The sequence below is a fragment of the Xanthomonas arboricola genome (assembly GCF_002940665.1).
GTDB classification, from domain to species: Bacteria; Pseudomonadota; Gammaproteobacteria; order Xanthomonadales; family Xanthomonadaceae; genus Xanthomonas; species Xanthomonas arboricola_B.
The window spans coordinates 1,051,532-1,072,960 of sequence record NZ_MIGY01000001.1 but is presented as its reverse complement, the minus strand read 5'-3'; the positions used below and the strand labels follow the sequence as shown (position 1 = coordinate 1,072,960).

Sequence of the window (21,429 nt, the reverse complement as noted above, 5' to 3'; positions counted from 1 at the left end):
AAACCACAGCAGTTGCAGCTCTCGTGCAGCCTAGGCGTCATCCGCGTGCGCATCTGCGCCGACATGCAGACACAGAAACGCACTCGATGCCTTTGCAACCTCTTCGGCGTGCGCGGTCTTGTGCGGCGAGCCGATCGCATGTGCACCGGTGTCGAAGGCCATCGCGCAGGTGTGCTCCGGCGCGGTGCCGAGCGCAGCGAACATCGCCAGCATCGCCGGCACCGAGGCGGTTGGATCCTGCTCGCCGTTGGAAGCGCGGTAATAGCCCAGAAACACCGGGCATCGCACGCGGGGCCACGGTGGATCGGCGGCAACCGCGTCGAACAGGCTGCGCAGCGCGCGGAATCCATCCGGGTGGATGGTGCTGGACCAGAACGCCAGGGACGCGGCGGTGCGCGGGCGCGGGTCGGTCAAGGGCGTTTGCGCGGCGCAGACCTGATCCAGCAGCGCCGGGTCGGCCGGCCGGATGCCCGGTGACCAGGCGATTACCGCAGCCACCGCGTCGGGACGTTGCGCCGCAAGCCACAGGCCCAGCGTGGCGCCCATGGACGAACCGACGATCGCCACGCGCGCGCCCATGCGCTGCGCCTGCGCCAGGGCATCCATTGCCGAGGCCTGCAACATCGCCGGCGTCAGCCCCTGCATCGCATCGGCGGCGCTGCGGCCATGCCCGGGCCAACGGTGCACGTACAGGTTGGCAGCCAGCGCGTCGGCCATCTGCTCGGGCAGTTCGCCGGCTTCTCCCGGGCTGGCGGTGAACCCATGCAGGTACAGCAGCGCCAGCGGCGTGCGCGTCTGCGCGGCGGTGTGCCAGTGCCGACGTGACGCGTTGCCCGGTTTCAGGTCAGCCGGTTGCATGGGTGGCATGCGCGGCGAGGATGGCCAGCAATTCGTGCGCGTTGATCGGTTTGGACAGATAGCCGGCCACGCCGGCAGCGGTGGCTTCGCGCATGGAATCGGTGCGGGTGTCGGCGGTCAGCACGATGATCGGCGGCAGGGCGGCGATCGCCGCGCGCGCCTCGCCCAGCGCGTCCCAGCCGGAGGTGCCGGGCATGTGCAGGTCGAGAAACACCAGGTCCGGCGCCGCCTCGCGGATGCGCTGCACCGCGTTGCTGCCATCGCTGTGAAAACTCACCCGATGCCCGGCGCGGGTGAGCAGATTGCCGATCACCAGCCGATTGGTGTCCATGTCCTCGAACACCAGGCAATGCAGCGGCGGCACCGTCGCGGCGTGCTGTTGCAGTGCCTCGCGCAGTTCCGGGGGCCGGTAACCTTGCGCCGCGGCAGCGGTCAGTTCGAAGGTCCAGCGAAAGACGCTGCCGCCGCCGGGGTTGTCGCGCACGCTCAGGCTGCCGCCCATCGCATCGGACACCGACAGCGCAATGAACAGGCCCAGGCCGACTCCGCCTTCGGCGCGGCTGAAACCGGTGCTGAGCTGGGTGAAGGGGGTGAAGATGTAGGCCTTCTGGGCGTCGGGAATGCCGATGCCGGTATCGGTCACGGTCACCGCGATCGCCCAGCGCTGCTGCACCGGCGTGGCGGTCATCAGCACGTCGACCGCGCCACCGGCCGGGGTGAACTTGATCGCATTGATGACCAGATTGGTGATGACCTGTTCGATACGCCCCTCGTCGCCGATGACGTCAGGCGCCGCATCGCTGCGCAACTTCAGCGCCACCCCCTTGGTCGACGCTGCACTCGCGCACACCGCTTTGACCGTGGCCAGCACGTCGAGCAGGCTCAGCGGCTTGCTGTGCAGCTGCAGGCGGCCACCGTCGATGCTGGCCACGTCGATCACTTCGTTCACGCGATGCCGCAGCGCGATCGCATTGACCGTCATTGCCTGCATCAGCTCGCGCTGTTGCGCCGACAAGGTGTCGGTATCGATCAGCTGCGCGCAGTTGATGACCGCGTTCAACGGCGTACGTAGCTCGTGGTTCATGGTGCTGATGAAGCGGCTCTGCGCATCGCGCGAGGCCAGCGCCTGCAAGGCGATCTCCTGCATCGCGCTGACGATGCGCGCCACCAGCAGCGGCAGCACCACGCTCAGTGCCACCGCATACACGAAGTACGCCGGCCGCGACAGCCAGTAGCCGGCCGGCGCGGTCAACAGCATCAACACGAAGGTGCTGAGCAGCACCGGCAGCGTCGCCTTCTGCCCGTAGCGCGCCACCGCGGCGATGGTGATGAAGGGCAGGAAGGCATTCAGCGACATCAGCAGGATGAAGGCCAGATAGGTCTGGATGCCGATGAACAGCAGGTTCATCGCAAATCCGAGCGCATCCAGCCATTCGCCCGGCGGGATGATCCTGCGTCGCACCAGCACCATCCAGATCACCGCCACCACCCACAGCGTCGCCGCGGTGGGGAAGACTGCCTGCGCATCCTTGACCAGCACCGGCTGCGGCCCGTGCAGCCAGCCGAAGCACCACAGGGCCACGATGGTCTGCACGATCACCCGGCCGACGCAGGCGCGGTATTCCAGGAACGATTCGAACAGCCGCACCAGTCGGTCATTGCGCAGCTGCCGGGCGGCCAGAATCAGGCCGGGCGCTGCACGGTTGGATCCACTACGCATGGGGGGCGGTGCCGTCGTTGGGGAGGGTGCGCCGGTAATTCTTGACCAGCAGGCCGGCCGCGGTTGCAGTCGCGGTGTAGCGCTGCGCAAGCGCCGACCCGGGTTCGCCGCCGTCGACATCGTTGCGCAGCTGGTCGCAGGCGTTCAGCAGTTCGCCAGAGCCGGTCAGCGAGATCGTGTTCTTGAGCGAATGGATCTGCTCCATTGCCTGCGCCCGGGTGGTGCCGGCCTGGCCGAGGGTGCAGCTGGCAATGGAATGCTGCACTTCCGCCGCAAAGGCATCGGCGAGCGCTGCAGCCGCCACCGGGTCCAGCCCGGCCAGCGTGTGCAGCGTCGAGCCGGTTTCGATGCGTGGCTGTGCATGCGCCACGGCGCCCGCCGTCCCGGCAGCGGGCAGCGCCTGGGGCGGTGTTTCCGGGCGCGCGCGTTGCAGCAAGCTGGAGAACAGGCCGCGCATCCGCGCTTCAGATCCGTAACGCGTCGGCGCGACCGTCACCGATGCCCGGGTGTCGGATGGCCGGCACGCCGCGCTGCGCGGCCCGCCTGCCCAGCGCGGCAGGACAAGGCGTCATGTATGCCACCAGGCGCACTCAGTCGCGGAAGTTGTCGAACTGCAGCGGCAGCTCGAAATCGGCCTTCTTCAACAGCGCCATCGCGTCCTGCAGATCGTCGCGCTTCTTGCCGCTCACGCGCAGCTTGTCGCCATTGATCTGCGCCTCGACCTTGAGCTTGGCTTCCTTCAGCTTGGCCACCAGCTGCTTGGCCTGCTTCTGCTCGATGCCCTGCTTGACGGTGACCTTCTGGCGCGCACCGGCCAGGTTGGTTTCCATGTCGCCGAACTCCAGGCAACGCACGTCGATGCCGCGCGCCAGCAGGCGCGCGCGCAGGATGTCGGTCATCTGCTTGACCTGGAAATCGCTGGGTGCGGACTGGTTGATCGCCTTGCCGTCTTCCAGCTCGAACCTGGCCTCGACCCCCTTGAAATCGAAGCGGGTATCCAGCTCGCGATTGGCCTGGTCCACTGCATTGGTCAGTTCGTGCTTGTCGACTTCGGACACCACGTCGAAGGAAGGCATGCAAAGCTCCTGCTCTGTATAAACAGCCGCCATTCTAGGGCATCGCGTCATCGCCCCTGTCGACACACGGTTGGCAGTCTGCGCGCAAGCGCAGCGATAATGGTCCATGCCTACCACCCGCTCTCCGCTTCCCGCCATTGCCTGGATGGTGGTCGCCGTGGCCTGCTTCTCGCTGATGGACGCGGCGATGAAGCTGCTGTCGGCGCATTACCCGCCGCTGCAGGTCACCTTGCTGCGGGGCGCCGCCTCGCTGCCGTTCGTGCTGGTGTGGGTATTTGCCACCGCCGGCCCGCGCTCGATCGTGCCGGTGCGCTGGGGCCTGCACCTGCTGCGCGGGGCGCTGGGCATGGTGATGATCGGCTGCTTCGTCTACGGCCTGAAGCGCATGCCGCTGTCGACCGCCTACACGCTGTATTTCGTCGCTCCGTTGCTGGTGGCGGCGCTGTCGGTGCCATTGTTGGGCGAGCATGTGGGCCCGCGGCGCTGGACCGCGATCGGCATCGGCCTGATCGGGGTGATCGTGGTGTTGCGCCCGGGCGTGGACGGGCTGGTCTCGCTGCCCGGGCTGATGGTGCTGCTGGCGGCCACCGCCTATGCCATCGCCGCCATCAGCGTGAGCCTGCTGACCCGCACCGATACCCCGCAGGCGATGGTGGTGTGGTTCCTGCTGTTCATGGCGGTCGGCGCCGGCCTGCTGGCCATTCCCGATTGGGTGCCGTTGCGGGGCGAGCACGCCTGGCTGATCGCCGGCATGGGCCTGGCCGGCGCGCTGGGACAGATCGCGCTGACCCAGGCCTTCCTGCGCGGCGAGGCCTCGATGATCGCGCCGCTGGAATATACCGGCCTGGTCTGGGCGATCGGCTGGGACTGGCTGCTGTGGCAGACCCTGCCCGACGGCTGGACCTGGACCGGCGCCGGCATCATCGTCGCCAGCGGGCTGTATCTGCTGCGCCGCGAGCGGATTCGCCAGGGGGATCTGCCGATGTCGCTGGATAAGCCGTGATTGGGGATTCGGGATTTGGGATTCGCCAGAGCAACGGCAAGGCGCTTTGGCTGTGACGAATCCCCAATCCCGACTCCCGAATCCCCACCTTAGAACTCAATGGAATATCGTCCGCAAACATTGACTGGTAGGCTTCACGGCCCCCCAATCGGCCACGCGCGGTGATCCAGTTTCAGCGCCTGCACAAGTCTTATTCCGTTGACGGTCGCCAGATCGTGGCGCTGCATCCACTCGATCTGCGGATCGGCCCCGGCGAGGTGTTCGGCATCATCGGCCACTCCGGTGCCGGCAAATCGACGCTGATCCGGCTGATCAACCGGCTGGAAGAACCCAGCGGCGGGCGGCTGCTGATCGGCGGCGAGGACGTCACCGCGCTGGACAGCCAGGGCCTGCGCGCGCTGCGCCGGCGTGTCGGGATGATCTTCCAGCACTTCAACCTGCTGTCCTCGCGCACCGTGGCCGGCAACGTGGCGTTTCCGCTGGAACTGGCCGGCACCCCGCGCGCCGAGGTCGATGCGCGCGTGGCCGAGCTGCTGGCGCGGGTCGGGCTGGAGCAGCATGCCAGCAAGTATCCGGCACAGTTGTCCGGCGGGCAGAAGCAGCGCGTGGGCATTGCGCGCGCGCTGGCCACCCGGCCGCAGATCCTGCTGTGCGACGAGGCCACCAGCGCCCTGGACCCGCAAACCACCGCTTCGGTGCTGCAGCTGCTGGCGCAGATCAACCGCGAGCTGGGCCTGACCATCGTGCTGATCACGCACGAGATGGACGTGATCCGCCGCGTCTGCGACCGCGTCGCGGTGCTGGATGCCGGCAGGCTGGTGGAAACCGGCCCGGTGACCGAGGTGTTCCTGCACCCGCAGCACGCCACCACCCGGCGTTTCGTGTCCGAGGCCGAGCACGTGGACGAAGCCGAGCTGCATCGCGACTTCGCTGCGGTGGGCGGGCGCATCGTGCGGCTGACCTTCCTGGGTAACGGCACCTACGAACCGGTGCTTGGCCGTATCGCCCGCGAGACCGGGGTGGACTACAACATCCTGTCCGGGCGCGTGGACCGCATCAAGGACACCCCGTATGGCCAGCTCATCGTCGCGCTGACCGGCGGCGACCATAACGCGGCACGCGCCGGCTTCGTCGCCGCCGGCGTGCAAGTGGAGGATCTGCGCGTATGACTCTGTCGATCGCCGCGACAAGCGGGTTTTTCCGCAATCTGGACGCCGCCAAGTGGGGCGACATCGGCCAGGCCACGCTCGATACCTTGCTGATGCTGGCCGGTGCGCTGCCGTTGACGCTGCTGATCGGCCTGCCGCTGGGCGTGGCGCTGTTCCTGTGCGGTGCGCCGCAGCTGCGCCGCCGCCCGGTGCTGTATGGCGTGCTCGCGGCACTGATCAACCTGCTGCGCTCGGTGCCCTTCATCATCCTGATGATCGCGATGATTCCGCTCACGTTGATGCTGATGGGCACCTCGCTGGGCGTGCGCGGCGCGATCCTGCCGCTGGTGGTCGGCGCCGCACCGTTCTACGCGCGGCTGGTGGAAACCGCCTTGCGCGAAGTGGACCGTGGAATCATCGAAGCCAGCCAGGCGATGGGCGCCACCACCCGCCAGCTGGTGGTGCGCGTGCTGCTGCCCGAAGCGCGCCCGGGCCTGATCGCCGGCGCCACCGTGACCACCATCGCGCTGATCGGTTTCACCGCGATGGGCGGTGCGATCGGCTCCGGCGGGCTGGGCGATGTCGCGTACCGCGAGGGCTATCTGCGCTCGCATTCGGATGTCGCGCTGATCACCGTGATCGCCCTGCTGGTGCTGGTGCAGCTGCTGCAGATGCTGGGCGACCGGCTGGTGGCGCGCTACAGCCGGCGCTGAGCTCGATCGGGACCGCGTGTCGCCGTGGCGCGCACAGGGCCATGCAAGAAACACGGGCCTGCCGATCGCCGCTACACCCGCGGTCTGCTAGGTTTAGCGCTTGCGGCAGTGCCGCATTCCTCCTCCCACGGACCCCCACATGAGCACATTCGCGTTTCGTTCCCTCCTGGCTGCGGCCACGCTGGCCCTGGCCTCCTGTGGCGGTAGCGGTGGCAGCAGCGGCGGCGACACGCTGACGGTGGCCGCCACCGCGGTGCCGCATGCCGAGATCCTGGAGGTGGTCGAACCGCTGCTGGCCAAGCAGGGCGTCAAGCTGGACGTGCGCGTGTTCAACGACTACGTGCAGCCCAACGACCAGGTCGTGCAGAAGCAGATCGACGTCAATTACTTTCAGACCGAGCCGTATCTGGACGCTTACAACCGCGACCGCAAGAGCCAGCTGGTGACCGTGATCGGCGTGCATATCGAGCCGTTCGGCGCCTACTCGCGCCGGTTCAAGGCATTGGCCGAGCTGCCCAACGGCGCCGATGTGGTGATTCCCAACGACCCGAGCAACAACAGCCGCGCGCTGATCCTGCTCGACAAGGCGGGCGTGATCAAACTCAAGGATCCCAGCAACGCCCTGTCCAGCCAGCGCGATATCGTCGAAAACCCCAAGCAGCTGAAGTTCCGCGAGCTCGACTCGGCGATGCTGCCGCGCGTGCTCGACCAGGTCGATCTGGCGCTGATCAACACCAACTACGCACTCGACGCCGGCCTCAATCCGACCCGCGACGCCCTGGCGATCGAAAGCAAGGACTCGCCATACGTGAACTTCCTGGTGGCGCGCCCGGACAACAAGGACGATCCGCGCGTGCAGAAGCTGGCCAAGGCCTTGACCAGCCCGGAAGTGAAGGCGTTTATCGAGCAGAAGTACAAAGGCGCAGTGTTGCCGGCGTTCTAAGGGCGCCTGACAACACCACTGCGCTCACCGCAAGGCGCGCGAGCGGTGCTCGGCATCGGCGTGTACGACGCCGATACGCCGGTGACTGCACAACCTCCCACGCCACCTGACGCCCGATCGCCACGGGCTGTGCTGCCACCCTTCGCCGCCATCGAGCATCCGATGCCACTTCTCCTTGCCATACCGCTGGCCGTGATCATCGCCCTGGCGGTGTTCGCGGTGCTGTTGCCGTTGTCGCTGGTGCAGCGCTTTCGCGTCGGCACCGCGCGGCGGCAGGCACGCGGCTGGCTGTTGATGATCAATCTGGTCTCGGCCGGGCTTTCCACCGTGTTGTTCGTGATCTTCGTGTTGATCGCCGCCGCGTTCTGGCCCGGCGCGATCAGCCATGCCGCCTTCGGCTGGGCCTGCGGGCTGGCGCTGGGGCTGCTGGCACTGCGTCTGACCCGCTTCGAGCGCACCCAGCAGGGGCTGTTCTACCGGCCCAACCTGTGGCTGGTGCTGGCCTTGACCGCGCTGGTGGTGGTACGCGTGATCGCCGGCATGGTGCAGGGGTGGCGCAGCACCTGGCAGGGGGTGGCCTGGCCCACGGAAGGGTGGCTCAGTCACGCCAGCCTGTTGGGCGCGGCCGGCGTATTGCTCGGCTATGCGCTCGCCTATGCCACCTTGCTGTGGTGGCGCTGGCGCAGCGCGCGCCTGCGCGGCAGCGTCTACTGGCGCTGAGCCCGCGCTTGTACATCAGCGAATGTCGATGCTTCACTGTCACCCGCATCACCCGCACTCGCACCGGTATGCAATGGGCACGGGCGCGGGCGGGCCACCCAGCACACGCAGCGCTCTCTCACAGATCGCGCGCGAGATTCGGTGCTCCGAAGTGGATGCGGCGCCACGATTTCAGCGCATAAAAAAACGGGCCTTGCGGCCCGTTTTCTGTTCGACTGGAACGTCGCTTGCCGGCGTGCTTAGAAGCGCGCGCCGACGCCGAAGCCGACGGTCCACGGATCCAGTTCCAGCTCGCTGCCGGTGCCCTGGCCGCCCACGCGCAGTTCCGGGCGCGAACGCATGTAGCGGGCGTCGGCACGTGCGAACCAGGTGGAGTTGATGTTCATGTCCACGCCGACGGTGCCGATGACACCCTTGGCGGTGTCCAGGCCCACGTGCTGGCCGGTGGCCGACGCCGCGTCGATCTTCTCGTTGCTGAAGTTCGACTCGTAGTAGCCCACGCCCACGAACGGACGGAACACGTTATCGGCCTGGCCGAAGTGGTACTGGCCGCTGATGGCGATCGGCTGCTGCTCGACGGTGCCGATCTTGCCCACGCCATCGGCGTTGACACGGTGGTTGAACTTGTCGGCAGCGCCCCACAGCTCAACGGCCCAGTTGTCGTTGATGTAGTAGCTGGCGCTCAGCGTCGGTGCCGGGCCGCCGTCGACGTCCAGGCCCGGAGCCGGGTCGTTCTTCGGCTTGATCAGAGCAACACCGCCGACCACTGCCCAATGCTTTCCGGAAGCGCTATCAGCGCTGGTGGAAGCCGAGGAGGTGTCGCCGGTGTAGGTGGTGTCTTGTGCAAATGCCGACGGCGCAAACGCAAGTGCGGATACGGCAGCCAGGCTCAGGATGGAAATGGCACGCATTGGGGGTCTCCTCAGTGTTCTTGTTAGGCCCGTGGAGTGGGCCGCGCCAAAGCTATTCCTGAAAATCTGAATCCACGCCCACCCGTGGCTCGCTAAAATTTCGTTTGTTCAGCAACTTTCCGGAGAAGGCCGTGGCTGCAACAGGCAAGCTGAAAAAGACATTCACGCAGATGCGATCGCCGTGACGAAAACCGACCTGTTGCAGGGCCTTCCAGCGCACATTCCTAACGAGTGCCGTGTCCTGGTGCTTGGCTCGATGCCGGGCAACACCTCGTTGCATGTGGCGATGTACTACGCCCATCCGCGCAACCGTTTCTGGCCGCTGATGCAGGAACTGCTGGGCATCGATGCCGGGTTGGCGTATCCGGCGCGCCTGCAGGCGCTGGCCGGCTGCAGGGTCGGCCTGTGGGATGTGATCGGCCAATGCGAGCGGCGCGGCAGCCTGGACACCGCCATCGTCGCCAGCAGCATCGTGGTCAACCCGCTGGCGGCACAGCTGGCAACGCTGCCGCAGCTGCGCGCTGTCGCCTGCAACGGTGCGGCCGCCGCGCAGGCATGGCGCCGCCATGTGCAGCCGCTGCTGCCGCTCGCACTGCACACGGTGCCGGTGTGGGCGTTGCCGTCCACCAGCCCGGCCAATGCAGCGTGGTCGCTGCCACGGCTGCGCGCGGCCTGGCAGCCGCTGCGCGACGCGCTGGATTAGCGACGCTGGATCGCCGCGACCAATCGATGATCGAAGACGTCAGCGAATGGCGGCGTGCGAGCGATGTGCCTGCGTCGTGGCGGAGTTGGCCGACACCTGTCACCACTGCAGCGCCGGCCGTGTTGGTCAGGGTCCAGCCACTGGCCGGAAGTCATGCCAGCGTCCGGCACGGGCAAGTGCCGCTCTCGTGCAGGCATGCTGCAGCCAACGCATCAACGGAAGCGACCAGATGGCGATCAAGCACGCACTACCGATGGCAGCGGGCCTGCTGCTGGGCCTGCTGGTCGCCGTACCGGCCGCCAGCGCCGACGATCTGCACTGCAACGTCAGCAGCGACTACGACCTCACGCTCAACCCGCGCAGCGTGATCCTGATCCGCGCGTCGGGTACGCCGCAGCGGCTGGTGATGCGCCAGGGCGCGTTGTTCGTCGACGACCGCTGGGTCGCGATGAGCGCGCACGATCGCGCCCGGTTGATCCAGTTCGAGCGGCAGACCCGCGAGGTGGTGCCGCTGGCGCAGGAGGTCGGGCGGGAAGCGGCCGATATCGCCGTCACCGCGCTGGGCGAGGTGGCGGCCGGCTTCAGCCGCAGTCCCGAGGCTACGCGCGTGCAACTGGCGGCCGTGCGCGAAAAGATCGACACGCGCCTGAAGCAGAGCTTCGGTAGGCACCAGCTCACCTCGATCGATATCGATGACGACATCGGCGCGATGGTGGCCGAACTGCTGCCGCAGCTGATCGGCGATGTCGTCGCCGGCGCGGTGCAGTCGGCACTGACCGGGAACGATCTGCAGCTGCGGTCGCTGGAGGGGGTGGAAACGCGCATCGAGCGCCTGATCGAGCCGCAGGCGCGTGCGCTGCGGCCACGCGCGCAAGACCTGTGTGCGCGGGTCGAAGCGCTCGACGGCTTGGACAATGCGCTGGCGTATCGTTTGCCTTCGGGCGAGCCACTGCAACTGTTGCGGGTCGATCGACGCGCGTCGAAATGATCCGGCGCATGCACCGGCGAACGCTGCATCCCGTCCGGTGCGCGATTTTTTCCACGGCAATGGTTGGCGCTGCGGCCCGCAGCCGGCCACAATAGGGGTTTCCCCATTCTGTTGCCGGAGTTCCCGTATGGCCGAAATCAAGGAAGCACTTGTCCCCGATATCGGTGACTACAGCGATGTCCCGGTAATCGAGGTGCTGGTGTCGGTCGGCGATGCGGTCAGCAAGGACCAGAGCCTGGTCACGCTGGAATCGGACAAGGCCACGATGGAAGTGCCCTCGTCGGTGTCCGGCGTGGTCAAGGAGATCAAGGTCAAGGTCGGTGATGCGCTGTCGCAGGGCGCGCTGGTGGCTTTGATCGAAGTGGCCGACGCCAGTGCCGAAACCGCCGCCGCGCCTGCACCCGCCGCCGCTCCCGCCGCCCCTGCACCCGCCGCCGCTCCCGCCGCCCCGGCCAAGGCTGCGCCCGCTGCCGCGCCGGCGCCTGCCGCCAAGGCAGAACCGGCTGCGCCTGCCGCGTCCTCGGAAGGCGGCCTGATCGAGGCCCGCGTGCCCGATATCGGCGATTACACCGACATCCCGGTGATCGAGGTGCTGGTCGCCGTCGGCGATACCGTCGCCAAGGACCAGAGCCTGGTCACGCTGGAATCGGACAAGGCCACGATGGAGGTGCCGTCTTCGGCCGCCGGTGTGGTCAAGGAACTCAAGGTCAAGGTGGGCGACACCCTCTCGCAGGGCAATGTGGTGGCGATCATCGCTGCCAGCGATGGCGGCGCCGGTGCGGCGCAGTCCCCGGCCAAGCCCACCACCGAGACCGCCGAAACCGCCGGCAAGGTCGAGCCGGTCGCCGTGTCCGCGGTACCGGACAAGCTGGCCCAGCGCGAGATCGCGCAGGTGCAGGGCGCGCGGTCCAGCGAGGCGTCGCAGCCTGCGCAGGGCGGCCAGCCGTCGGCCGGTCAGCCGTCCAGCCCGCCGGTGACCTTCGACGCCGACAGCGTGCTGCCGTCCAAGGTGGCCTACGCCAGCCCGGTGGTGCGCGTGTTTGCGCGCGAGCTCGGCGTGGATCTGAACCAGCTCAAGGGCAGCGAAAAGGGCGGCCGTATCACCCGTGAGGACGTGCAGCGCTTCGTCAAGGCCGCACTCAGCGGCGGCGCGCCCGCCGCAGCCGGTGCCGCACCGGCTGGTGGCGGCAATGGCCTGAACCTGCTGGCCTGGCCGAAGGTGGACTTCAGCAAGTTCGGCGAGACCGAGACACAGCCGCTGTCGCGCATCAAGAAGATTTCCGGTGCCAACCTGGCGCGCAACTGGGCGATGATTCCGCACGTCACCCAGTTCGAATCGGCCGACATCACCGATCTGGAAGCCCTGCGCGTGGCCCTCAACAAGGAAAACGAGAAGGCCGGCATCAAGCTGACCATGCTCGCCTTCCTGGTCAAGGCCAGCGCCGCGGCGTTGAAGAAGTTCCCCGAGTTCAACGCCTCGCTGGATGCGGCCGGCGAAAACCTGACGTTGAAGAAGTACATCAACATCGGCTTTGCCGCCGACACCCCGAACGGCCTGGTTGTGCCGGTGATCCGCGACGTCGACAAGAAGGGCGTGCTGCAGATCGCGCAGGAAAGTGGCGAGTTGGCGAAGAAGGCGCGCGACGGCAAGCTCGGCCCGGCCGACATGAGCGGCGGCTGTTTTTCGATCAGCTCGCTCGGCGGCATCGGTGGTACGGCGTTCACGCCGATCATCAATGCGCCGGAAGTGGCGATCCTGGGTGTGTCCAAGTCGGCGATGCAGCCGGTATGGAACGGCAAGGAGTTCGCACCCAAGCTGATGCTGCCGCTGTCGTTGAGCTACGACCACCGCGTCATCGACGGCGCGCTGGCCGCACGCTTCACCACCTACCTCAGTCAGGTACTGGCCGACATGCGCCGCGTCCTGCTGTGAGAGCAGTGCTGCTGACGTTCGCCCTGCTGGGCGTGCTGCCGTGGACATCCGCGGCAGCACGCGAGTGCCAGAGCACGCTCGGGCGCGGCTGGCCGCCAGCGGTGGGCAACTACGGCAGCGCGGTGACCACGCTGCTCGACGCCGGCACCAGGCCGAGCCTGTCGTTGCTGACGCTGCCCACCCGGGGCGTGGAAAGCGGGGTGTCGCTGGTAGCGGGCAAGGACGGTGTCGACTGGACCCTGCGGCATAGCCGCGCCGACGAGCGCGTCTACAGCTGGGTCAGCCAGAGCGATCGCGGCAGCGTGCAGTTCCGCACCGAGCAGACCCCGGAAACGGTCGAGATCCCGATTCCGGCAGCGTTGGCCAGGCGCCTGGTCAGCAACTGGACCGGCGCACTGACGCAACTGGCGCCCACCGGTCGCAGCGCGCCGGTGAGCGAGGGCGAAGTGCTCTCGTTTCAGGTCGATGGCGTGCGTTACAGCGGCACCCGCCCGAGCTGCGGCGTCGGCGAGTTGCTGCTGCAGCAGGCCGCGTTGCTGATCGAAGCCAGCGAAAGCAAGGAAAAGAAGCGCGACAAGCGCTGGACCCAAATCGAATCGTCGCTGGACGAACTCCAGCAGACGCTTGCCGGCACGGCCGGTTGAGCCACAGGAGAAGCAAATGGCGGTCATTGAAATCAAGGTTCCCGACATCGGCGATTACAGCGATGTCCCCGTCATCGAAGTGCTGGTCGCCGTCGGCGACAGCGTGGTCAAGGATCAGGGCCTGGTGACGCTGGAGTCGGACAAGGCGACGCTGGAAGTGCCGTCCTCGGCCGCGGGCGTGGTCAAGGAGCTCAAGGTCAAGGTGGGCGACACCCTGTCCGAAGGCGCGCTAGTGCTGCTGCTGGAAGCCGAGGGCGAGGCCGCCGCAACGGCTGCGCCGGCCAAGGCCGACACCAAGCCCGCGCCTGCGGCTGCAGCGCCCGCCGCCGCACCCGGCAGCAAGCCGCCGGTGACGCCGTCGCATCGCGCTCCGGCCGAACCGGCGCCGTCCAAGCCGGCGCTGGCCAGCGGCAAGCCGGCCGATATCGACTGCAAGATGGTGGTGCTCGGCGCCGGCCCCGGCGGCTACACCGCCGCGTTCCGCGCCGCTGACCTGGGCCTGGACACGGTGCTGATCGAGCGCTACGCCAGCCTGGGTGGGGTCTGCCTCAACGTCGGCTGCATCCCGTCCAAGGCGCTGCTGCATGCCGCCGCTGTGATCGACGAAGTGGCGCATGCCGGCGATTTCGGCGTGGACTTCGGCCAGCCCAAGATCACCCTGGACAAGCTGCGCGAGTACAAGGAAAAAGTGGTCGGCAAGCTCACCGGCGGCCTGGCCAGCATGGCCAAGCAGCGCAAGGTGCGCACCGTCACCGGCGTGGCCAGCTTCGTCTCGCCCAACGAGCTGGAGATCGTCGGCGACGACGGCAAGACCCAGTTGCTGCGCTTCGAGCACTGCATCATCGCCGCCGGTTCGCAGGCGGTGAAGTTGCCCAACTTCCCGTGGGACGACAAGCGCGTGATGGACTCCACCGACGCGCTGGAACTGCACGACATTCCCAAGACCCTGCTGGTGGTCGGCGGCGGCATCATCGGCCTGGAAATGGCCACGGTGTACAGCGCGCTGGGCAGCAAGGTCACCGTGGTCGAGTTTATGGACCAGCTGATGCCGGGCGCCGACAAGGACCTGGTCAAGCCGCTGGCCGATCGCCTGAAGAAGCAGGGCGTGGAGGTCCATCTCAAGACCAAGGCCACCGAGGTCAAGGCCGACGCCAGCGGCATCACGGTGTCGTTCGAAGCGGCCACCGAAGGCGAGAAGCCGGGTCTGCAGGCGACCGCCTACGATCGCGTGCTGGTGGCGGTCGGCCGCACGCCCAACGGCAAGAAGATCGGTGCCGACAAGGCCGGCGTCACCGTGACCGAGCGTGGCTTCATCCCGGTCGATCGGCAGATGCGCACCAACGTGCCGCACATCTTCGCCATCGGCGACATCGTCGGTAACCCGATGCTGGCGCACAAGGCCACCCACGAGGGCAAGCTGGCCGCCGAAGTGGCTGCCGGCGAGAAGAAGGAATGGGTGGCGCGGGTGATTCCGTCGGTCGCCTACACCAACCCGGAAATCGCCTGGGTCGGGGTCACCGAGACCGAGGCCAAGGCCAAGGGCCTGAAGGTCGGCGTGGCCAAGTTCCCGTGGGCCGCCAGTGGCCGGGCGATCGGCATCGGCCGCACCGAAGGCTTTACCAAGCTGATCTTCGACGAAGACACCCACCGCGTGATCGGTGGCGCCATCGTCGGCGTGCATGCCGGCGACCTGCTGGCCGAGATCGGCCTGGCGATCGAGATGGGCGCCGAAGCCGAAGACATCGGCCACACGATCCACGCGCATCCGACCCTGAGCGAATCGGTCGGCATGGCCGCGGAGGTCTACGACGGCACCATCACCGACCTGTATATCCCGAAGAAGAAGTAGGCGCCGGCATCTGCTGCGTGGCCAACAACGCCCCGCCCTGCGCGGGGCGTTGTCGTTGCGGCGTGCCGCCAGGACGAGCGGCACGGTCGGTCAGGCGGTGCGGCCACTGCCACGGAGAGGCACTGCATGCGCTGCGGAATGCTGTGCGTGCTAATGGTCTGCGCTGTCGTCCCACGGCGCGTCGCAGAGGCGCAGGAGGGTGAGGACCCGGTCATGACAGGGGATTTGTCGCAATGCCAGGATGCGGCACAGTTCGTGCGCATGCAGCAGGCAGCAAAAGCAGGTGCCGAGGCTGTGCAGGCAGCGGCGATCGGGATGTGTCGCCTCGGAGCTCTACCCAACGCCGTCGCGGCGCATCACAGGAAGACAAAAGGCCCGCAAGAAGCGGGCCTTTTGGTGCAACGTTGCGTGCAGATCAGAACGCGAGCGTCACGCCTGCGACCGGGCCCTTGAACTCCTGCTTCAGTCCGATCAGGCCGTCGCTGCCGCGCTGGTCGACGTCGAGCCTGAACCAGTCGTAGCCGGCGAAGATGCCGAAGTTCTTGGTGAAGCGGTACTCGGCAATCGCGTTGGCGCGGCTCAGGTCGCCGTCGTAATCGCCGAAGTCGCCCCAGCTGGTGTTGAGGTACTGGCCCTGCACGTTGAACAGCCAATGCTCGCTCGGACGTGCGGTGAAGCGGATGCCGACCACAGGCGCAGCGCCATCTTCGCTTTCGTCCAGCACGTCGCCACTGAAGACGCTGCCCAGATCCGCGTATGCATTGGCTTCGACCTTGGCGTACTCGGCGCCGATCTGCAGGCCCAGGCTGACTTCCGGCGAATCGATGACCGAGTAGTCATACACCAGGGTGGCGACCTGATACTTCAGCTCACCCTTGATGAAGCTGCCGGTCGGCACGGTGACGCCACCGCCACTGATGTCCTGGGTCAGGGTTTCGCGGCGATCCTTGTCGTATTTGAAGTAATCGAAGATCAGGCGCTGACGGGTGCTGATGCGGAACACGCCATCGACGCGCGGCTCCCATTCCTTGCCGCCGAGCTTGAAATCTTCGTTGACCGACACGTTGTTGCCCGCCACCAGGGTATTGCCGCGGATGGTGTTGTCGTTGTCGACGTTCATCGCGCCGAGACGGAGCTGGAAGCGGTCATCGGTGTCTTCGGCATGCGCCGGCGCGGCGTAGGCGGCAGCCAATACGCATGGGATGGCCAGTGCGAGGAGGTGTTTCATGGGGAGCTCCGAATTCTTGGAATGGTCAGGCGGTCGGCCTGTGCCGCGCATCTTCGATAAGACGGCGTCGTCCAAAAGTGAAGGAGCTGTCGCATACCCGTGAAGGCCGAGATAGCAATCGGACAAAACGGTCCGCTACGGCAGGCAGTCCGACGTCAGTCGTAAGCCGCGCGTTTTAGCCATCAATCGCGGGCGATATGGCGGGTAGCGTGCCCCGACCGCGCGGATTGGACCGCCGATGGGAAGGTTGCAGGGTGCGACAAAATGCGTAAAAGCAGGAGCCCCGGTGTCCCGGGGCTCCCATGGGCGACCTGCGGCAAAACCTTTCGACGAGGATGTGCAGGCCTCGCCAGTTATGACCGCCGGTTTGTGGCAAAGTTCCCACCCGCGTCGGCAACCTGTATGGTGCGACGCAGCAACGAATGACCTTTGCCGGTTGTCTCGCAATTTGTCCCATTGCTATACTTTCGCGGCTCGACGAGGCGCATCTGCGCTTCCCACTCATTCACACGTAAGGTAACCGTAGTGCTGAACTCCGTTGACGCGGGTCGGCGGTTGATGCTGCGCGCTGCGGTATATCCGCTTGCCGCTGTAGCTATAACCAGTCTGGGGTTGCTGTTGGTCGGTCCCCGCTACGCTGCCGGTCTGGCATTGACCGGGTTTGCGACGGTGTTGGGCGGTTGGGTGGCAGCACGTACCGCGCTAGGTGGCGGTATTCAGGCAGCCGGCATTGCCATGGTGCGGCTGATTCTGGCGATGGTGTTGAAGTGGGTGTTGGTTTTCGTGGCGCTGGCGCTTGGCTTCGGCCTGTGGCGGCTGCCTCCTCTGGCCTTGTTGGCGGGTATCGCCATCGGGCTGATTTTTCAGGTTCTGGCTCTGGCCAGGCGTTGATTCGAACTTAAAGGGCTCCGGACACATGGCGGGCGAGGCAGCAACACCTACCTCCTATATCCAGCATCACTTGCAGAACCTGATCTATCCGGTTCGCGAGGGTGGCGGCACGTTTTGGACCATCCACGTCGACACCCTGGTCATGGCGGTGTTGATGGGCCTGGTGATGGTCTTCGCGTTCTGGACGGCGACCCGCAATGCCACCGCCGGCGTACCGGGCAAGTGGCAGGCGTTCGTCGAGATCTGCCTGGAGTTCGTCGACCGCCAAGCCAAGGACACCTATCACGGCAGCAGCAAGCTGGTGACGCCGATCGCGATCACCATCTTCTTCTGGATCCTGTTGATGAATCTCATCAAGATGATTCCGGCCGATTTCATCGCCATCCCGCTGGGCTGGGCAGGCATCCACGCCTGGAAGCCGGTGCCCACCGCCGACGTCAACGCCACCTTGGGCATGTCGATCAGCGTGTTCTTCCTGATGATCGTCTTCTCGCTGCGCTCCAAGGGTGTGGGCGGCATGACCAAGGAATTCCTGACGGCGCCGTTCGGCAAATGGATGATGCCGTTCAACCTGCTTTTGAACATCGTCGAGTGGCTGAGCAAGCCGATTTCGCTGGCGATGCGACTGTTCGGCAACATGTTCGGCGGCGAGATCGTCTTCCTGCTGATCTGGGTGCTGGGCGGTGCGGGCATCGCCGGCATGGTCGCTGGCGGCGTATTCGGCCTCGGCTGGATGCTGTTCCACCTGTTGGTGATTCCGTTGCAGGCCTTCATTTTCATGATGCTGTCGATCGTGTATCTGAGCCTTGCCGAAGACAGTCACTGAGTTTCGCTGCACCCTTCATACGCTTCATCCCGATTCATCCATCACCCTTAGAAACTTTCGTTCGGAGATCACCATGTACCTCGCCGTCCTGACCAACCTCGCTCAAGTCCAGAGCTCCACTGTCCTTGCCGTCGGCATCATGATCGGCCTGGCCGCGCTGGGTGCCGGCCTCGGTCTGGCCATCATGGCTGGCAAGTTCCTGGAATCGGCTGCACGTCAGCCGGAACTGATCCCGGTACTGCAGGTCCGCATGTTCATCACCGCCGGCCTGATCGACGCCGCGTTCATCATCAGCGTCGCCGTCGGCCTGCTGTTCGCCTTTGCCAACCCGCTGGCCCAGGTGTTCATCGAGCGTCTGTCGCAGGCTGCCGGCTGATCCAGCGGTAGCAGGATGTGGAGGCAACCGCGTGCGGTTGCGTCCGCGGATGAAGGTCGGAAAGCGTCGCCATGCGGTGGCGCTTTCACCCCTAAACAGCGATTGAGCGACCCATGGATATCACCCTTACCATCTTTGCCCAGGCGCTGGCCTTCGCCGGTCTGATCTGGATCGTCGCGACCAAGATCTGGCCGCCGCTGCTGCAGGCGATCGAAGAGCGTCAGCAAAAGATCGCTGAAGGTCTGGCCGCGGCCGACCGCAGTCAGAAGGATCTGGCGCAGGCGCAGGAAAAGGTCAACGAAGCATTGAAGGACGCACGCACCAAGGCCAACGAGATCATCGATCAGGCCCATGCGCGCGCCAACCAGATCATCGAAGCGGCCAAGCACGAGGCAATTGCCGAAGCCAACCGTCAGAAGGATCTGGCGCAGACCGAGATCGACGCATCCGCCACGCGTGCCCGTGAGGAGCTGCGCAAGCAGGTGTCCGTGCTGGCCGTCAGCGGTGCCGAAAAGCTGCTCAAGCGCGAAATCGATGCCAACGCCCACAAGGCGCTGCTCGACGAGCTGGCGGCGGAGATTTAATCGATGAGTCAGGCCCTCACACTTGCCCGTCCGTACGGCCGCGCCGCGTTTGCGATCGCGCGTGAGGGCGGCAACTTCGCGCCCTGGTCCGAGGCGCTGGCGTTTTCGGCGCAGGTGGCCGGCGACCCGCGCGTGGCCGCGCTGCTGCTCAACCCGGCCCTGGGCCAGGATCAGGCAGTGACGTTGCTGGCGCCGCCGCAGGCGAGCGAAGACTATCTGCGTTTCCTCGGCCTGCTGGCCGACGCGCAGCGACTGTCGCTGCTGCCGGAAGTGGCAGGCTTGTACGAACAGCTGCGGGCCGAAGCCGAACACGTCGTCAAGGCGACGGTGACCTCGGCGGCTGCAATGAGCCAGGCGGAACTGGACACGATCGCTGCTGCGCTGAAGAAGCGTTTCGGCCGCGAGGTGGACATCACCACCGCGGTGGATGCTTCGTTGATCGGCGGCGCGGTGATCGACACCAGCGACGTGGTCATCGATGGCTCGCTGAAGGGCAAGCTCGCGCGTCTGCAAAGCTCGCTCGCCCACTGAATTCACATAAACGCATGGCCCTCGCGGCCGGCACCTAGGACTGAACGATGGCAACCACGCTCAACCCCTCCGAAATCAGCGACCTGATCAAGACCCGTATCGAGGCGGTCAAGCTGTCCGCAGAGTCGCGCAACGAAGGCTCCGTGACCAGCGTGTCCGACGGCATCGTGCGCATCTTCGGCCTGGCCGACGTGATGCAGGGCGAAATGATCGAACTGCCGAACAACACCTTCGCGCTTGCCTTGAACCTGGAGCGCGATTCGGTCGGCGCCGTGGTGCTGGGCGATTACGAGAACCTGCGCGAAGGCGACGTGGCCAAGACCACCGGCCGCATCCTGGAAGTGCCGGTCGGTCCGGAATTGCTCGGTCGCGTGGTCAACGCGCTCGGCGAGCCGATCGACGGCAAGGGTCCGCTGGGCGCCAGCCAGACCGCACCGGTTGAGCGCGTTGCGCCGGGCGTGATCTGGCGCAAGTCGGTCGACCAGCCGGTACAGACCGGTTACAAGTCGGTCGATGCGATGATCCCGATCGGCCGCGGTCAGCGCGAGCTGGTCATCGGCGACCGTCAGACCGGCAAGACCGCGCTGGCGATCGATGCGGTGATCAACCAGAAGGGCACGGGCATCAAGTGCGTGTACGTGGCGATCGGCCAGAAGGCCTCGACCGTTGCCAACATCGTGCGCAAGCTCGAAGAGAACGGCGCACTGGCGCACACGGTGGTGGTGGCCGCGACCGCGTCCGAATCGGCCGCGATGCAGTACATCAGCCCCTACGCCGGCTGCACCATGGGCGAATACTTCATGGACCGTGGCGAAGACGCGCTGATCGTGTACGACGATCTGTCCAAGCAGGCCGTGGCCTACCGCCAGATCTCGCTGCTGCTCAAGCGCCCGCCGGGTCGCGAAGCCTATCCGGGCGACGTGTTCTATCTGCACTCCCGCCTGCTCGAGCGCGCGGCGCGCGTGTCCGAGGAGTATGTGGAGAAGTTCACCAACGGGGCGGTGACCGGCAAGACCGGTTCGCTGACCGCGCTGCCGATCATCGAAACCCAGGCCGGCGACGTGTCCGCATTCGTGCCGACCAACGTGATCTCGATCACCGACGGCCAGATCTTCCTGGAAACCGACCTGTTCAACGCCGGCATCCGTCCGGCGGTGAACGCCGGTATCTCGGTGTCGCGCGTTGGCGGTGCAGCCCAGACCAAGATCATCAAGAAGCTGTCCGGCGGCATCCGTATCTCGCTGGCGCAGTACCGCGAGTTGGCGGCATTCGCGCAGTTCGCCTCGGACCTGGACGAAGCCACCCGCAAGCAGCTCGAGCGCGGTCAGCGCGTCACCGAGCTGATGAAGCAGAAGCAGTACGCGCCGATGTCCATCGCCGACCAGGCACTGTCGATCTACGCCGTCAACGAGGGTTACCTCGATGAAGTGCCGGTCAACAAGCTGCTGGCGTTCGAAGAAGGCCTGCACGCGCACTTCGCCAACACCCAGGGTGAGCTGGTCTCCAAGATCAACAGCACCGGCGGCTGGGACAACGACATCGAAGCGGCCTTCAAGAAAGGCATCGAAGAGTTCAAGACCACGGGCAGCTGGTAACAGCGCCGGGATTCGGGATTCGGGATTGGGCATTCGGGATTCGTAGGAGTGGTGATCTGAGGGCTTGAACGCTCAGGATCACCACTTCGGATCTCAAGATTCAGGTACTCAGGGTTTGTAGGTGAGGTGACGTCGGCGGCTTCGGCCAATCCCGAATCACCCATCTCGAATCCCACCATCGAAGCGAGC

Annotated in this window: 22 protein-coding genes; 16 read left to right on the top strand and 6 right to left on the bottom strand. The window is 66.1% G+C overall.

Annotated features, from left to right (window positions below):
* Positions 1 to 30: 30 nt before the first annotated feature.
* The 4 genes from XarjCFBP7645_RS04585 to XarjCFBP7645_RS04570 form a co-directional block, all read right to left on the bottom strand.
* Positions 31 to 858, bottom strand: coding sequence for an alpha/beta hydrolase (locus XarjCFBP7645_RS04585; protein WP_104536382.1), 828 nt, complete (start codon positions 856 to 858; stop codon positions 31 to 33).
* Complete coding sequence (locus XarjCFBP7645_RS04580) at positions 845 to 2,578, bottom strand: ATP-binding response regulator (RefSeq protein WP_104536381.1); 1,734 nt, start codon at positions 2,576 to 2,578, stop codon at positions 845 to 847. The genes XarjCFBP7645_RS04585 and XarjCFBP7645_RS04580 overlap by 14 nt, the downstream gene beginning before the upstream one ends.
* Positions 2,571 to 3,035, bottom strand: coding sequence for a hypothetical protein (locus XarjCFBP7645_RS04575; protein ID WP_104536380.1), 465 nt, complete (start codon positions 3,033 to 3,035; stop codon positions 2,571 to 2,573). The genes XarjCFBP7645_RS04580 and XarjCFBP7645_RS04575 overlap by 8 nt, the downstream gene beginning before the upstream one ends.
* A gap of 133 nt (positions 3,036 to 3,168) precedes the next feature.
* Positions 3,169 to 3,654, bottom strand: a complete 486-nt coding sequence (locus tag XarjCFBP7645_RS04570; protein WP_016903460.1) for a YajQ family cyclic di-GMP-binding protein — start codon at positions 3,652 to 3,654, stop codon at positions 3,169 to 3,171.
* Between the two features lie 106 nt (positions 3,655 to 3,760).
* Here XarjCFBP7645_RS04570 and XarjCFBP7645_RS04565 point away from each other — a divergent pair, with 106 nt between their 5' ends.
* The 5 genes from XarjCFBP7645_RS04565 (at position 3,761) to XarjCFBP7645_RS04545 (ending at position 8,181) form a co-directional block, all read left to right on the top strand.
* Positions 3,761 to 4,657, top strand: coding sequence for a DMT family transporter (locus XarjCFBP7645_RS04565; RefSeq protein ID WP_104536379.1), 897 nt, complete (start codon positions 3,761 to 3,763; stop codon positions 4,655 to 4,657).
* A gap of 161 nt (positions 4,658 to 4,818) precedes the next feature.
* Positions 4,819 to 5,826: a methionine ABC transporter ATP-binding protein gene (locus XarjCFBP7645_RS04560; protein WP_053045908.1), complete on the top strand. Its 1,008-nt coding sequence runs from the start codon at positions 4,819 to 4,821 to the stop codon at positions 5,824 to 5,826.
* Positions 5,823 to 6,518: a methionine ABC transporter permease gene (locus XarjCFBP7645_RS04555; RefSeq protein WP_053045907.1), complete on the top strand. Its 696-nt coding sequence runs from the start codon at positions 5,823 to 5,825 to the stop codon at positions 6,516 to 6,518. The genes XarjCFBP7645_RS04560 and XarjCFBP7645_RS04555 overlap by 4 nt, the downstream gene beginning before the upstream one ends.
* Positions 6,519 to 6,657: 139 nt before the next feature.
* A complete protein-coding gene (locus XarjCFBP7645_RS04550; RefSeq protein WP_053045905.1) occupies positions 6,658 to 7,461 on the top strand; it encodes a MetQ/NlpA family ABC transporter substrate-binding protein in 804 nt (267 codons plus the stop codon).
* Between the two features lie 162 nt (positions 7,462 to 7,623).
* Positions 7,624 to 8,181: a DUF1453 domain-containing protein gene (locus XarjCFBP7645_RS04545; protein WP_104536378.1), complete on the top strand. Its 558-nt coding sequence runs from the start codon at positions 7,624 to 7,626 to the stop codon at positions 8,179 to 8,181.
* 239 nt (positions 8,182 to 8,420) lie between these two features.
* On the opposite strand, the gene XarjCFBP7645_RS04540 is transcribed toward XarjCFBP7645_RS04545, so the two are convergent.
* Positions 8,421 to 9,092, bottom strand: coding sequence for an OmpW/AlkL family protein (locus XarjCFBP7645_RS04540; protein WP_016901022.1), 672 nt, complete (start codon positions 9,090 to 9,092; stop codon positions 8,421 to 8,423).
* Positions 9,093 to 9,267: 175 nt separating this feature from the next.
* On the opposite strand from XarjCFBP7645_RS04540, the gene XarjCFBP7645_RS04535 reads away from it, so the two are divergent.
* The 5 genes from XarjCFBP7645_RS04535 to lpdA all read left to right on the top strand — a co-directional run bounded on the left by XarjCFBP7645_RS04535 (position 9,268) and on the right by lpdA (position 15,209).
* Positions 9,268 to 9,795: a DNA-deoxyinosine glycosylase gene (locus XarjCFBP7645_RS04535; RefSeq protein ID WP_429001457.1), complete on the top strand. Its 528-nt coding sequence runs from the start codon at positions 9,268 to 9,270 to the stop codon at positions 9,793 to 9,795.
* Positions 9,796 to 10,024: 229 nt separating this feature from the next.
* Complete coding sequence (locus XarjCFBP7645_RS04530; RefSeq protein WP_104536376.1) at positions 10,025 to 10,783, top strand: DUF2884 family protein; 759 nt, start codon at positions 10,025 to 10,027, stop codon at positions 10,781 to 10,783.
* A 127-nt stretch (positions 10,784 to 10,910) separates the two neighbouring features.
* A complete protein-coding gene (locus tag XarjCFBP7645_RS04525; RefSeq protein WP_104536375.1) occupies positions 10,911 to 12,716 on the top strand; it encodes a dihydrolipoyllysine-residue acetyltransferase in 1,806 nt (601 codons plus the stop codon).
* Positions 12,713 to 13,360, top strand: a complete 648-nt coding sequence (locus tag XarjCFBP7645_RS04520; protein WP_104536374.1) for a hypothetical protein — start codon at positions 12,713 to 12,715, stop codon at positions 13,358 to 13,360. Before XarjCFBP7645_RS04525 ends, XarjCFBP7645_RS04520 begins: the two co-directional genes overlap by 4 nt.
* 16 nt (positions 13,361 to 13,376) lie before the next feature.
* Positions 13,377 to 15,209, top strand: coding sequence for a dihydrolipoyl dehydrogenase (lpdA, locus tag XarjCFBP7645_RS04515; RefSeq protein WP_104536373.1), 1,833 nt, complete (start codon positions 13,377 to 13,379; stop codon positions 15,207 to 15,209).
* Between the two features lie 415 nt (positions 15,210 to 15,624).
* Here lpdA and XarjCFBP7645_RS04510 read toward each other — a convergent pair whose 3' ends face one another.
* Positions 15,625 to 16,437, bottom strand: coding sequence for a hypothetical protein (locus XarjCFBP7645_RS04510; RefSeq protein WP_181126172.1), 813 nt, complete (start codon positions 16,435 to 16,437; stop codon positions 15,625 to 15,627).
* Between the two features lie 525 nt (positions 16,438 to 16,962).
* Here XarjCFBP7645_RS04510 and XarjCFBP7645_RS04505 point away from each other — a divergent pair.
* The 6 genes from XarjCFBP7645_RS04505 (at position 16,963) to atpA (ending at position 21,240) form a co-directional block, all read left to right on the top strand.
* Positions 16,963 to 17,328 carry a hypothetical protein gene (locus XarjCFBP7645_RS04505; RefSeq protein WP_005920882.1) on the top strand — a complete coding sequence of 122 codons (366 nt, stop codon included), beginning with the start codon at positions 16,963 to 16,965 and terminating at the stop codon, positions 17,326 to 17,328.
* Between the two features lie 25 nt (positions 17,329 to 17,353).
* The gene (gene atpB, locus XarjCFBP7645_RS04500) at positions 17,354 to 18,154 is read left to right on the top strand and encodes a F0F1 ATP synthase subunit A (protein WP_016901015.1); all 801 of its coding nucleotides are present in this window, start codon (positions 17,354 to 17,356) and stop codon (positions 18,152 to 18,154) included.
* Between the two features lie 73 nt (positions 18,155 to 18,227).
* On the top strand, positions 18,228 to 18,530 hold the full coding sequence (atpE, locus tag XarjCFBP7645_RS04495; RefSeq protein WP_002814105.1) for a F0F1 ATP synthase subunit C: 303 nt from the start codon (positions 18,228 to 18,230) through the stop codon (positions 18,528 to 18,530).
* Between the two features lie 113 nt (positions 18,531 to 18,643).
* Positions 18,644 to 19,114, top strand: coding sequence for a F0F1 ATP synthase subunit B (locus tag XarjCFBP7645_RS04490; protein WP_016901014.1), 471 nt, complete (start codon positions 18,644 to 18,646; stop codon positions 19,112 to 19,114).
* Between the two features lie 3 nt (positions 19,115 to 19,117).
* Positions 19,118 to 19,645, top strand: a complete 528-nt coding sequence (locus XarjCFBP7645_RS04485) for a F0F1 ATP synthase subunit delta (RefSeq protein WP_104536372.1) — start codon at positions 19,118 to 19,120, stop codon at positions 19,643 to 19,645.
* Positions 19,646 to 19,692: 47 nt separating this feature from the next.
* A complete protein-coding gene (gene atpA / locus XarjCFBP7645_RS04480; protein WP_104536371.1) occupies positions 19,693 to 21,240 on the top strand; it encodes a F0F1 ATP synthase subunit alpha in 1,548 nt (515 codons plus the stop codon).
* Positions 21,241 to 21,429: the final 189 nt, after the last annotated feature.